Genomic DNA, 14680 nt, shown 5'->3' on the forward strand with positions numbered 1-14680 from the left:
TAAAGCTCTTTACCTAGTCATAACCTTTTTTATATTCCGCTACATACTGTATACATTCACAATATGTAACCTTGTAAATATGTATACATTATTGCAATTTTTTTTAACTTTGTCAACTGTTTTTTGTAATCCGTATTCATTTTGAATGGAAAATTGATAAATACAAGTTGAAAATAAATAAAATTACTATTATTTTCTATTTTTAACTTTGAAAAACTAATCCTACCATAAAAAAATAGGTATTCTTGTCGAAAAAAAATCAGATACTACTACTGTTCCCAAATAAAAAGATTATTAAAGGGAGGCTTCTTCATGAAAACAACAAACAGTAAAACAGCAGAAAGTAAAAGAAAATATGGTTCATTAACAGCTTCTGCAGATGCGAATAATGATTATGCTTCAACATCAAGCAGTTCAACAAATTCAACACAGTCCAGTATGAACCAATACGGTTCTATGACAGCTCTTCAGGATGCAAACGGAGACTATTCTAAATCGAGCAGCGCAACGAGCTCAACACAGTCTAGCATGAACCAATATGGTTCTATGACAGCTCTTCAAGATGCAAACGGAGACTATTCCCAATCGAGCAGCTCGACGAGCTCGACGCAGGATAGTATGAACCAGTATGGTTCTATGACAGCTCTTCAAGATGCAAATGGAGATTATTCTAAATCGAATAAAACTAGCAGCAAAAGTTTTTCTAAAAAACCTAACAGCATGACTGCAGCTTATGATGCAAATCAAAAACCTTAAAAAAAATCATATTTGATTGTAAAAGAGGTAGCCAATTGGCTACCTCTTTTATCTGTCTATTTTATTTTGCTTCAAAATCAAAAATTTATTAGTATTCGTTGAAAATTCTTTGAATTTCTTTTAAATCATTTGTTTTTGTTAACGCAAGTGATAATAGAATTCTAGCTTTTTGTGGATTTAACGAATCACCATTTAAAAAATGCGCATCAATATAAGATTGTTCCGCATCAATCACAGTCCCATTACCAACACGGGAACTGCGCACTATTACAACACCTTTTTGCGCAGCTTTTGCTAAGGCTGTTTCTGCATTTTTATGTATGCTTCCATTCCCAGTACCTGCGTAAATAATACCTTTAGCTCCGGCAGCAACTGCAGCATCAACAAATATTCCATCATCATCCGCATGACCATAAATTACTTTTACATAAGGCAATGCATTTAGCTTGGTAACATCAAATTCACTTTTTGCAGTATGTTTCCGTGTACTTTCACGATAAAAATAAGGCTTTCCATCATTTACATAGCCTAAGAAACCAAGTTCCGGCGCTTTAAATGTAGCGACATTGTTCGTATTTGTTTTCGTAACCTCACGCGCACCATTGATTTCGTCATTCATCGTAACTAGGACACCTTTACCCACTGCTTCTTTACTGCTAGCTACACGTACAGCATTCAATAAATTCAAAGGACCATCTGCACTGATTGCTGTCGCTGGGCGCATAGCACCAACAAGAACAACAGGTTTATCACTCTTTACAACTAAATTAAGAAAATATGCAGTTTCTTCTAAAGTGTCTGTACCATGTGTAATAACAATACCATCAACATCACGATCAGCTAATACTTCATTAACTCTTTTGCTCAATGTTAGCCAAACATCATTTGACATGTCTTTACTATCAAGCTTACAAACTTGTTCCCCTGAAACATTTGCATACTCTTTCATCTGAGGCACAGCATCAATTAACGTTTGAATTCCAATTGCACCAGCTTTGTACCCAGTCATTTGTGTGTTAGAGCTTGCACTCCCTGCAATCGTCCCACCAGTAGCCAATATTTTGATGTTCGGTAAATTATTTTTTTCCGCCGCAAACACACTTTGTGCACCAAGTAAAACCATACAAAGAACTGTAAAAACAATCATCATCTGTCTTTTAAACAAAATATCCCGCCTCCTCAATACATTCATAACTGTATTTACAATAAAACAACTTTGTTATTTTTATTAAATACCATTTGATTCTATAGGCAGCAATCTTCTGCATCAGATTACTGCCCGCATATGCAACTAGAAAATTTACAAATTTAGAAGAAACCAAGTGCACTCATCCAAGGAAGACCAACGACCATCCACACAATTAGATGAAGCGTTGTAACAATAAATCCAATTTTCCACCATTCACCTTGCGCCATATAATTTGCCCCAAAGAAGATTGGAGTTACACCACAGCCATAATGTGTCAACATAGAACAACTGTTAGCAAGTGTACCATAAAGAATTGCCACGCCTAAAGCAGGTGCACCTGCTGCAACCAAAATTGATGCAAAAGCAGCGAACAATGCCATAATATGTGCTGTATTACTAGCCAATCCATAATGCACATAAGTATACACTACAGACAGTACAATGAGCATTACCAACCATGAAGAACCAGCCATTTGCGCACCAATCAGCTTCGCAAACCAGCTCATCAACTCAAGTTTGGATAAAAATGCTGCCATATTGACCAAAACACCCATCCATACTAATACATCCCAAGCACCTTTTTGATTTAAAACATCTTCCCAATCGAGAATTCTTGTAACGAGCATTGCAGAAAGACCAAGCAATGCTACAAAGGCCGAGTCAATTTTATGAATACTGCCTGTTGCCCATAAAATTAAAGCAACAAGGAAAATAACACTTAAGATTTTTTCTGCTAAACTCATTGGTCCCATTGCAGCTAATTCACGATTTGCCATTTCTTTTGTTTCTGGCGTTTCTTTTAACTCTGGATTGATCAATTTGTAAAGCAACCAAGGCGTTGCGATTGAAAGAATAATTCCAGGAACGATACAAGCCATAAACCAAGACATCCAAGTAAGTTCTAAACCAAACATATCTTTAGTTAAAGTAACAACAACCGCGTTATTCGACGCACCTGTTAAGAATATACAAGCAGATGTAATAACTGCACAGTAAGAGCTAAAGATTAGAAAAGCACCCGTACGTTCTCTTGCTGAACCAGGTTCAGAACCGATTGCAGAGCAAATGCTTCTAACAATTGGATAAACGATGCCGCCGCCACGCGCTGTATTGGATGGCGTAAAAGGCGCAACGATAAAATCTGTTGCAGAAAGTACGTAAGCGACACTTAATGTGCTGCCACCGAATTTACTTAATAAAGCAAAAGCAATCCGTTTTCCAAGTCCAGTTTTAATAAAACCTTCCGCGAACATAAATGCCGAAACGATCAACCAAATCGTACCGTTACTAAAACCAGCCAATGCCTCACTTGGTTTTAATACATTTAAAAATACAAGCATTGTACATGAAATCAATGATACTGCACCAATCGACAAAGGTTGTAAAATAAAAGCTGCAATCGTCGCTACGAATATTGCCAACAAATGCCAAGCTTCTGGCTTCACACCTTCCGGTATTGGACAAAACCAAATGATCATACCGATTAGTACACATAATAACCCTTTTCCTAATTTGCCATTCACCATATATTCCTCCTAAAATATAAAAATAATTTCTATATGATTTACAAATTAAGTGTACTAATCTAACTACATAATCCGACAAAATCCTAAAAAATAATATTCTGACTATTTTTTTTTTTTATTTTAGTATTACTTTTCTATATACAATATAAAATATTTATATATGGATAAAAATAAATGTGGAAATATTCCAAATTCATGATATAATCTAAATTAATTATTGTATACATTATACAGAGTTGTGTCATAAGTCTTATATATCATGGTAAGGAGCTTTATGAAAACAAATCAAAATATTTATATTTTTATCTTAATGCTCATATTGGTACCACTCGCCGGTGAGCCAAAAATACATCCTTTCAGCGGTGAGCTAAGTTCATTTCGAGTTAGTTTTGGCTCTCCTATTTTTCTTTTATTTTTGCTTTGGATTCGCAATACTTCATTTATATTTTCTGGCTTTTGTGTCGGATTATCTGTAACCGGGTTTCGTATACTTTTAGATTTATTTGCTTATGATGCATCTTTTTCTTCCAGTATTTTACTTCGCGGTCCAACTTTTTTTTACTATCTAACCTATGCGACTTTTTTTCATCTTCCTAAAGGCGATACGTTATATAGTAAATCGATACAGATTGCCGGCTGGTCAATTCTTGCAGAATTTGCAGCTAGTATTGTTGAACTTTCATTAACAAATATTTTTTCAGCAATGGATTGGGCAATTACTTTAGATGTCATTACAAAAATAATCATGATTGCAATTATTCGTTGCTTTTTTATTCTTAGTTTCTTTTTTCTACTACAATTACATCAATCCGAAACAAAAGCAATTCAGGAACATAAGCAAAATAAACGTATGCTTCTATTAATTTCAAGCTTATATGAGGAAGTTATTCAGTTAAATAAATCGCAAAAAAATGCAGAAACTGTTACTAGAAACTGTTATCAACTCTATGAAAAACTAAAAAATAAGGACTATATAATTGATAGAGATCAATTTTCTCTGGAACTCCTCAGTATCGCAGGACAAGTTCATGAAATAAAAAAAGATAATCAACGCATCTATGCTGGTTTGACACAATTAACAACAAATCGAAGATTAGACGATTATATGACCGTTGCCGAACTCGGCGATATCATCGTACAAACAAACAAAAAATATGCACGATCATTAAAGAAAGAAATTAATTTTTCATTAGCGGTTGATCCTTTTATTCATAAGTTGCATGTATATACTATACTGTCCTTAGTAAATAATCTCGTTGCGAATGCTGTTGAAGCAATAGAATCTGTTGGCAAGATTGAAATTAAATTTTCTAAAATAAACACGTTGCTCGAAATTCAAGTTTCAGATAATGGGATTGGCATTCCCCAAAACAAAGTTAAATTACTATTTAAGCCTGGTTATACAACGAAATTTGACAGCCAAGGCCGACCATCTACAGGCGTAGGTTTACCTTATGTAAAACATTTAACCAATGAATTGGAAGGCACCATCCACTTAGATATTGAAACTCCAAATACAACTATTTTTTATTTAACACTCCCACTCAAAAATTTGGAAGGATGAAAAATTATGCGTTTTTTTCTAATTGATGATGATGAAGTAATTCGTTCTATGCTTACAGAAATTATCGAAGATTATGATTTAGGGAAAGTAGTGGGTGAAGCCGAAAATGGCTCCACAATTGATAATCAATTACTCGACGTAAAGAATATTGACATTTTAATTATTGATATGCTCATGCCAATTCGTGACGGCATTCAAACAGTAAAGGCAATCAAAAATTGCTTTAACGGAAAAATCATTATGCTGTCTCAGGTTGAAAATAAAGAACTAATCGGTAAAGCCTACGCTTTAGGCGTCGATAATTATATAACAAAACCAATCAACCGGAATGAAGTCGTCAGTGTAATAAAAAATGTAACCGAACATATGAAGTTACGCAAATTAATAAACAATATTGAAAGCAGCTTAAATATTGCTTTACGCCCTGAAAAGCAAAAAAATCCTCCTATTTCCGGGGAAATGACCGCACAAAACAAATTGACTTCAACGACTGAAATTTTACTAAGTGAAATGGGAATCGCAGGCGAAAAAGGCTCTAAAGATTTATTAAACATTATGCAATTTTTAGAAAAACATGAACTGGAGCACAAAGACAGTCATGACTTTCCATCATTAAAATCGATATTTCAAAGTATTGCTGTTCCAAGAGTTGGAGATGATAACGCTTTGAATATTCAAAAAGAATGCAAAGCCATTGAACAACGGCTGCGAAGAACTGTATTTCAAGCCCTACTCAATCTTGCTTCAATGGGAGTCGTTGATTATGCCAATCCAAAATTCGAAGACTACGCTGCTAAATTTTTTGACTTTGCTGAGGTAAGAAAGGTTATGCTGCTTCTAGAAAATGAACAAAAACCAATCATGTCACAAGCACATATCAATATAAAAAAATTCATTAAAGTTCTCTTCATCGAAGCAAAAAAGGCCTGACAAAATGTCAGGTCTTTTTTTGTGTAGACAAACTATCTTCGTACTAGTTTATAAGTCGTACGGATTTGGTTATTTTCTAAATTATCAACATAAATATGTTATTTTGCTACAGTCTAAGGCCTAACAAAATGTTAGGCCATTTTTCAATGATTAGCTATTATTTTTTCAATCGATAACCAGATCCCCATACCGTTTCAATATATTCTGGATTGCTTGTATCTTTTTCTATTTTTTCTCGTAATCTTTTGATATGTACCGTAACGGTAGATACATCTCCGATCGCTTCCATCCCCCAAAGCTCATCAAATAAAAACTCTTTTGAAAAAACTTTATTTGGATTTGAAGCCAAATAATATAATAATTCAAATTCTTTATTGGGTAATTTTATTTCTTTCTTTCCAATATACACTCTTAAGTCTTCCGGAAATATACGAAGCGCACCAATTATAATTTTATCTTTTATTCCTGTGCTATTCTTAATTTTGGTCAATCTTTTATATCTATTTAAATGCGCTTTTACCCTTGCCACTAATTCATTTGGACTAAACGGCTTTACAATATAATCATCTGCACCTGTGCCTAAACCACGAATTTTATCTATATCTTCTTTTTTAGCCGTAACCATTAAAATAGGAATTTCTTTCACTTTACGTATCTCTTCACATACTTCAAAACCAGTTTTTTTTGGTAACATCAAATCTAAAATGATTAAATCAAAATTCTCATTAATTGCTCGATCAAGACCACTTTCCCCATCATTGGCAATCACAACATCAAAATTATTTAATTTTAAATAGTCTCTTTCCAGTTCTGCAATATTACAATTATCTTCAATAATAAGAATACGTTCCATTTTGACACACCATTTCTTTTAAACTTAAAAATACTCACTGTTCTTTCGTTCTATCCAAGGGTATTTTAATAAATATATTTAAACCAGGATCATTGGTTGCATAGATACTTCCACCGTGGGCACGAATAATTTGTTGCGAAATTGCCAGTCCTAATCCGCTCCCATCACAAGAATTACATCTTGAAGGATCGCCTCGATAAAAGCTTGTAAAGATTTGATCCAACTCTGATGCACTGACACCACTACCATTATCAGAGATCTTTAGTACGATTTGCTGCTCTTCTACAAATAAAACTATGTTTGCTTCGACTTTATCCCGCACCTTATACTTATAACAATTATCTAAAATATTCATTAACACTCGGTTAAATTCTTCACTGTCTATCTTAGCTTCCATCTCAGCATTACTATACTGCTCATAATTGATCGTAACACCTTTATCCGCAAATTCATTTTTTACTTTATTATAAAATTCTGTTATGTATACAGCAAAATCAAGTGTTTTAAATTCGAATGGAAAATTACCCATATTTAATTTAGAAAATAAAAATAATTTATCTACCAGACGATCCATATCACAAGCCCTATTATATATGATATCTATGTATTGCGCTCTTTTTTCCTGCGTATCGGCGACACCATCACGCAAACCTTCAACATAGCCTTTAATAATCGTAAGCGGTGTTCTAATGTCATGTGAAATCCCTGCAATCAAAATATTACGATCATTTTCATATTTTTCTTCTACTTCTTTTGAATATTTTAGACGCATTCTCATATCATTAAAATCATTACAAACTTGGCTAAACTCATCATCACCAGCACATTTCATATCAAATTCAAGGTTACCTCGCTTAATTGCTCTTGATCCACGCCTCAATTGCTCCAAAGGTTCGTTGATTCTTTTCGCTAAACTAGAAGATAACATCACATTCACAAACCAAATAATGAGCAAACCTACTAAAATAACCAAACTCATATAACTACGAAAAAAATAACTTAACTTTTTTTCAATACTGCTTACATCGCGTGATTGCACCGCAATCAAATGAAATTGCTTTTTATCTTTTTGAAACATACATTTTACAATGTTATTTGCCCGTAATATCAGAACCACTGAATTATCGGCAAACACAACGGGTGCTTTTTCATCACCTAAGGCATACCAATCATCACTTGTTAAATTGGACAAGATATATTCACCATCACACATCAACAGCATATGATAGCCCTTTGCCAAAACTTTATCTTGCAATTCATTTTGTAAACTACAAAATTCTCCTGTATCTTCTGCTTTTAACATAGCTTGTGAATATTCTTTTAAATCAAATTCTACTTGGTGAACCATTTTTTTGTCTTCATCTGGATTATTAAATGCATTACGATTCGATTCATTATAAAGTAGATTCGCACCACCAGCGACAAATAAAATAACAACAAAAGGAATAATAAACATAATCAAATTTGATAAAATCAACCGATGACGAATCAACATAAAGATACCCTTTCACCACTTACCACAATGCTTTACTTTGTTTTCTATTATTGCAATTTGCTTTATAATTTTCAACAATATTTCCTAAATAAACAGGTTTTAAAAAACCTAGCTCATTTAGTATATCACCAACTCTAATTGCAATAAACAAGTTAACCCTTATATCGGATAATGACAGATCCTTATCTAACAATTGTTCAATTTTACTATAACGATACCGCAGTGTATTGACATGAACAAATAATTGCTCTGCGGATAATTTCCAATTGAAATTGCAATCTAGCAGCACTCTAAGTGTTATTAACAATTCTGTATCAAAATCATGATCATGTTCTAACAATTTTCCAATTGCGTTCATACAAAAGCTCTTAATCTGTTCCATATCCTGCAAAAAAATATGCGTAAATATCCCTAAATTCATAAAAGCTTGTACAAAGCTCCGCTCTCCTTTTATCAAATTAAATACCATCGCAATTCTTGCTTCATTATAACTCTTATAGAGTTCATTTAGTTTATATACCCCACCAATACCAATTGCAACATTTAAATGATACTCTTCTTCAAAAGCTTTTTTCCAGTTCTTATATTTTTTTATGTTTAACCAATCTCTATCTAATTCTAATACTTCATCTTCAAAAATAGCGGACAAGATCATTACGTAATAGCCCTTCCAATAAATTGGAACTGCATATTCCATATTATTTTTATTAGCATATTGGAACAAATTTGATTTCAGTTTATATGCATCGAAAGCTCGCTCTACTGTGTCAATTTTAATCATTAAAATTGCATATCGATTGTTACTATCCAACTCGATTCCAGCTCGTTCAGCAATTTCTTCAACATGTGCATTTTTCTTGATACAGACTGCTTTTAAAAATTCTTTTTGATACTGTATGATATTGTTTTTTAACTTTGATTCAGTTTTCATATAATGTTTAATTGCTAAATGAACCTCACTAAGATTCATAATAATGGATACGATATTTTCTTGTACAACATTTTTAATTATGACAAATGCTCTTGTCTCTTCCACTCCTATTGAATAAATCAAAATATTCTCATTTTTTTCATAATAATATTGCCTTTCTCTAAGCTTAGAAAGATCACTTAGCAATGCTTCTATTTCCTCAATTACACTCATAGATTTTTCTGGATAATGTGCATATCCCTGATGATCTGCAATGATAATTGTTTTTTTAATCTTTCTACCAATGTACGTACCAACGTAATCTAAGCCTTTTTCAATAAGATTTTCTAATAAATTCACACTAGCATCAGCATCAGACATTTTGATAACACCACTCATAAAAAATTTTTATAATATAATAACACATATTCATAAACATATTATCAATAAATGAAACATGAATTAATTATGAACAAATTATGAACAAATAAAAAATAGTTCAAATCTTATAGATCTGAACTATTTAAAGATTAATACCAAAATTCAAATTGCGCTTTAAATGTCTTGTCCAATTTTTTGGAAGTTAGATTTGTTAAACTTTGATCCTTAATTCTAAAATCTTGATATTCTAATGTCATAATGACATTTTTGCGCACTACATTTTGATATACAAAGCTCCACACATTTACATTGTCTGTCCCATGCGTAAATACACTGTATGGATTGTTTGGAACATAGGCAACCCCAATCGTATTAAATCCACCAACGCCATGCGGAACGGCTCCAGCATCGATTGATCGATAGCCAATCATCCATGCATCTGTCCCCGACTTACTTTTATCAACTAAATTTACTGCATTGTAATAAACTTTTGGGCCCACGCTATTACTAAGTTGAACAGCCCATCCTTTAGGGTTGTCAGATAGTCCGTTTCCCGGTGTTACACCATCTAATTTCGTCACAATATAATCCGACATCAAAGTATACTTACCAAATTTCCAATCGAAAGCAAGGCTGGCACCTTTCGCACTATCGTAAGCCTTACCACCAATCCCATCAATATTTAGATCCCCCGTGCCATTTTTAGCTGCATTTGCACTAGCATCTGACCAATAGTAACCTAACCCCACATTCATTTTATCGTTTAATTTTTGCGTAAAATCAACAGTAGTAATTTGCTGTGCATTGCCAAGTGAACCATCTGCATAATCAGCATTGCTATTCACTTCAGGATCACCGGTAAATAGCTTAAGTTTTGTATCCCCGAAATTCTTTTCCAGCAAAATACCATCGACATTATTTGGTTTTCCTATTAATCCGTGTCCGATGGTATCCATTGGACTTCTGCCCACACGAATTTTATCAATACCAAAACTATCTTTTATGATTATATTGGCAATATCCAAGCGTACCTCGGAACCTTTAGAACCATCTTTTTGCCCAGACATATCGCCAAATTTATCTTCGACGACTAATCTTCCCGTATAACTCATTTTTTCATTAACATTTCCTTTAACACTGATGCGATGTCTAAAGTCAAATTTATCTGAACCCTTTAAACTTTTCCCGGTATTGGAACTATCATGCAAATAGCGTACCCGACTTTCGCCCTCAATCCAAGTATTCGTTTTCTTTTCCACCACTGTTACACGTTTCCCAAGCCGATTCAACTCGCCGGCAAATTCTGCTGATAGTTTATCAATGATCGCTTTATCGTGCTCATCGGCGGTTTCAAATTGATCAATGGCTTTTGCTACAACCATACTAAATTCATATCGCGTTAGAGGACGCTCGCCTTTAAATTCATGATCACTATAGCCTTGAAGAATACCATCTTTCGCTAGCTCCTGTACAGCCTGATATGCCCAATGCTCTTTTGGCACATCACGAAATGAATCTTCTGGTGCAGCAAAAGTTACTCCAAACGACCCGATAATAAGCATCGCCACGATTGAGGCTGTCAAATTTTTATTCATCCTCATATTCTCCTCAATACTTTATTTACCTACAAATAAATTCCTTACATAATTCACAATATTAAGATGTTTCGCATACGGTCTTATCCTTGTTTATCTGTAGCTACTTTACATTTAACTGAGATTCAGTACATTTTTACCGGATAAATATCCAAATGTATAAGCACGTCCATGGCTATTTCCAGGAACAAAATTAGGGTAATCTGCACCAAAGAAACTGCCCGAGTTATTCCCGGCTGCATAAAGTCCTTGAATAATGTCTTTCTCTTTATCCAAAACTTGCATTTTGTCATTAATTTGTAACCCGCCGAGCGTAACAAGCATTGATGTTCCGATATTAGCGGCATAGAAAGGAGGCTTATCTATTGTTGTCATGAAAAGATTTGGTTTTCCAAAATCTTCATCAACGCCTTTTTTCGCTAACTCATTATACCGGGCTATTGTTTTCTTCAAAGTTTCTACAGGAAGTTTTGTTAATTCTGCCAACTGCTCGATCGTATCCGCTTTTTTTATCAGCCCTTTTTGAATATATTCTTCAATAACTTTTGGATTATGATGCTCTACTGTTAACATTTCTTTACAAGCAGTTTGTCTAAACTTAGGGCCTTCTTCCGGCCACTTAGAATCCCAGATATTCCACTTGCTATGACCCGGCTGCTGACGAACCGCATTTGAAAGATAACTAAACGGCAGATCTTCATTACCATAGCGTTCACCTTTTAAATTAACACCAAGCCACGGCTGTCGAACCAAAGAATCTGGATTTACTTTTGGATCATCAACAAATGCTTTATCAAAATACATTGCGCAATGTGGACCTTCATCAATCGCCGCGCCTATCCATATGCCCATTTTTTGACCATCACCAGTATTGTATTTGCCCGGATAAGAAATCTTATGAATTGCCTCCGAAGTAGGCACGTAATACTTTAACATTTCTTCATCATGTCCATAATCACCGGCACAAAGGATAACACCCTTTTTTGCATTAAATTTAATATACTTACCATCTTCTGCTTTTCCGATAACGCCCTGAACTCTGCCTTTATTTTCTACTCTAATTAACTGTTCTGCCGGTGTTTTATAACGAATCTCAACACCTAATTTCTCAGCAGTTGTAAGCAACGTATATGCTGTTGCTATCGTTGCTTTACCACCATATATACCTTTTTGTATTTTAGTTGCTGCTTCTTCTGGCGGTTCAAGTACGAAGGTCAAGCTTGGGAATGTTGGCAGCGTAGATACTGGAGCAACCAATTCCTCCTCAGTATGAATGTGCTTAATCGTACATCCAGCTTTAAGTGCAAGATCCAGCAGCCAGTCATTTACTTTACCGCTATTGTTTACAAATTCTTGCACTACTTTTTGATCTGGCTTATAACTGCCAAATTTCATTATTTCTCGTGTAACATCCAAAGGATTGATCGTGATCCCGGCTTCTTTCTGTACCTTTGCATTAATCGCACCATAATCATAACTACGGAAATTTACACTTTGTGTTTTTTCTATCAATGTAACTTTTGCGCCTTCCTGCGCTGCTGAAATTGCAGCACAAAGCCCAGCCATGCCTGCACCGACTACGACCACATCAGCTTCAACTGTTTCTTTAATGTCACTGTCCTTAATCGGTGTTGGCGTCTTTAAAAAACTAGGTTCTTGACCTGCAACCAATTTATTTCCTTCATCCGTCTTCTCTTCTCCAGCTTTTCTCCCCTTGCCGCAAGCAGTTAATAAAAAGCTTGATCCAACAACACCAGCAACCGACAATGCACTGTTTTTCAAAAACCCTCTGCGAGATATTCCACTTTTTCGTACTTCAAGATCTTTATCCATGTATGGTACCTCCAACATTAAAATATTTTATCTTCATAATTTCTAAAGCAACTACATTTTAGCACCTGCATAAAAGTTCAGTCATCGACGAAAGCTGTAAATCTTTTGTCTATGTATTGTAGATAGAATCCATAAAAATAAATAAAAACAATGATATGATTAATGCCGCAATCATACCATTGTTCTTTTCTACAAATTTTGACTTATATTATCGTGTAATTCATATAAATAAAAATTTAATCATAATAAAAAACCTGTCCAAAAAGAGTCTAGGCACTCCATGAACAAGTTTTAATTTCCACTTTACGAAAAACATCTTGCAGTAATTTTTCTTACCAAAGGGTTCACCATAAGGCTTTACTTTGTTTTTTTATATTATTCACCTTGGAAATATCTAATGTATTACCAACAAAGATTGGCTGCAAGAAACCAAGTTCATGAAGAATATCCGCTACACGGATTGCGATAAATAAATTACTTCTTTCTTGCGCTAAGGACAAATCAATCTGTAAAATTTGCTCAATTTTCTCATAACGATAACGCAGTGTATTTACGTGAACAAATAATATCTCAGACGCCAATTTCCAGTTAAAGTTACAGTCCAATAGTGTTCTGAGCGTTACGAGCAATTCTCCATCAAAATCATGATCATATTCCAAAATTTTCTCTATCGTTTTCATGCAAAAATTCTTTAATTTATCAATATCTTGTGAAAACAATTCAGCAAATACACCTAAATCAACAAATCGCTGCACAAAGCTAACTTCACCTTTTAACAGATGAAAATGCATTGCAATTCTTGCTTCATTATAACTTTTATGTAATTCACTTAATTTATATACTCCGCCAATACTTACTGCAGCTTTTACATTATATTTTTCTTCAAAAGCATTTTTCCAGATGATTGAGTTTTTTGCATTAGGCCAATCAGATTTTATTTCTAACGTATCGTCATCATACACGCCCGATAAAATTGAAACAAAAAACCCGCGCCAATAAATAGGGGGTATGAAGAAAAGATTATTTTGCTTCGCATATTCGAAAATATTTGCCTTCAGATTATGATAATTAACCTGTTTATTATCTTCATCGATCTTTATAAGAAGAACTGCATAATATTGATTTAAATTTAACTGAATACCCGTTTTTTCTATAATATACCGAATATTAATACTATTCTTAACGAAAAGATTCTCTAAAATTTCTGTTTGAAATGATTGTATTTTGGTTTTGAGCTTATTTTCATAATTGATATACATCTTCAAGGCTAATTTAGCTTCATTCAAAGTTAGTACGATAGAAGGAATGTTTTCATGCTTTACATTTTTAATAATAACAACTGCTTTAAGCTCCTCTTGCCCTACCGGGTAAATCAAAGTCGCTTCTGATTTCTTATAATAGTACTGATTCTCTTCTAAATCGGGTATATCAAAAAATAATTCTATGATTTCATCTACTATAACTTGGGATTTTTCTGGATAATGCATATATCCATAATTATCAACTATCAAAATAGTTTTTTTAGTTGTCTGGGCAATATAAGAAACGACCGCACCTAATCCATGATTAACTAATTTTTTTAATAAACTTTCACTATCTCCAATATTCGCCATAAAAATTTTCTTCCCATCATCTTGATTCTGCATAA

Annotated in this window: 11 protein-coding genes and 1 other annotated feature (1 of these 12 cut by a window edge); of the genes, 3 read left to right on the top strand and 8 right to left on the bottom strand. The window is 33.9% G+C overall.

All coding sequences use genetic code 11. The annotated features are described in order from the left end of the window. Positions 1-30 (bottom strand) — a binding site (T-box leader) (it extends 196 nt beyond the left edge of the window). 282 nt (positions 31-312) lie between these two features. Further along, complete coding sequence (locus BN6559_RS03955) at positions 313-756, top strand: hypothetical protein (RefSeq protein WP_110953530.1); 444 nt, start codon at positions 313-315, stop codon at positions 754-756. A gap of 88 nt (positions 757-844) precedes the next feature. Here BN6559_RS03955 and BN6559_RS03960 read toward each other — a convergent pair whose 3' ends face one another. Then, positions 845-1879 carry a type II asparaginase gene (locus BN6559_RS03960; RefSeq protein WP_456060950.1) on the bottom strand — a complete coding sequence of 345 codons (1035 nt, stop codon included), beginning with the start codon at positions 1877-1879 and terminating at the stop codon, positions 845-847. Positions 1880-2064: 185 nt separating this feature from the next. Next, positions 2065-3468 (bottom strand): DASS family sodium-coupled anion symporter, encoded by a 1404-nt coding sequence (locus tag BN6559_RS03965; RefSeq protein WP_110956264.1) that lies wholly within the window; start codon positions 3466-3468, stop codon positions 2065-2067. Between the two features lie 277 nt (positions 3469-3745). Here BN6559_RS03965 and BN6559_RS03970 point away from each other — a divergent pair, with 277 nt between their 5' ends. Then, positions 3746-5035, top strand: a complete 1290-nt coding sequence (locus BN6559_RS03970) for an ATP-binding protein (protein WP_110953531.1) — start codon at positions 3746-3748, stop codon at positions 5033-5035. Positions 5036-5041: 6 nt separating this feature from the next. Continuing rightward, on the top strand, positions 5042-5965 hold the full coding sequence (locus tag BN6559_RS03975; protein ID WP_110953532.1) for a response regulator: 924 nt from the start codon (positions 5042-5044) through the stop codon (positions 5963-5965). 157 nt (positions 5966-6122) lie between these two features. Here the strand turns inward: BN6559_RS03975 and BN6559_RS03980 are convergent, their stop codons facing one another. The 6 genes from BN6559_RS03980 to BN6559_RS04005 form a co-directional block, all read right to left on the bottom strand. After that, entirely contained in the window at positions 6123-6818 is a 696-nt protein-coding gene (locus tag BN6559_RS03980) for a response regulator transcription factor (protein WP_110953533.1), read from the bottom strand. Positions 6819-6852: 34 nt separating this feature from the next. Beyond that, positions 6853-8313 carry a sensor histidine kinase gene (locus BN6559_RS03985; RefSeq protein WP_110953534.1) on the bottom strand — a complete coding sequence of 487 codons (1461 nt, stop codon included), beginning with the start codon at positions 8311-8313 and terminating at the stop codon, positions 6853-6855. Between the two features lie 19 nt (positions 8314-8332). Next, positions 8333-9604, bottom strand: a complete 1272-nt coding sequence (locus tag BN6559_RS03990) for a PucR family transcriptional regulator (RefSeq protein ID WP_199883729.1) — start codon at positions 9602-9604, stop codon at positions 8333-8335. 149 nt (positions 9605-9753) lie between these two features. Beyond that, positions 9754-11199, bottom strand: coding sequence for an S-layer homology domain-containing protein (locus BN6559_RS03995; RefSeq protein WP_199883730.1), 1446 nt, complete (start codon positions 11197-11199; stop codon positions 9754-9756). Between the two features lie 114 nt (positions 11200-11313). Next, entirely contained in the window at positions 11314-13032 is a 1719-nt protein-coding gene (locus BN6559_RS04000; protein WP_110953537.1) for an FAD-dependent oxidoreductase, read from the bottom strand. A gap of 344 nt (positions 13033-13376) precedes the next feature. After that, positions 13377-14678 (bottom strand): PucR family transcriptional regulator, encoded by a 1302-nt coding sequence (locus BN6559_RS04005; RefSeq protein ID WP_110953538.1) that lies wholly within the window; start codon positions 14676-14678, stop codon positions 13377-13379. Positions 14679-14680: the final 2 nt, after the last annotated feature.

This window comes from Massilibacillus massiliensis (genome assembly GCF_900086705.1).
Classification (GTDB): Bacteria; Bacillota; Negativicutes; order FLKF01; family FLKF01; genus Massilibacillus; species Massilibacillus massiliensis.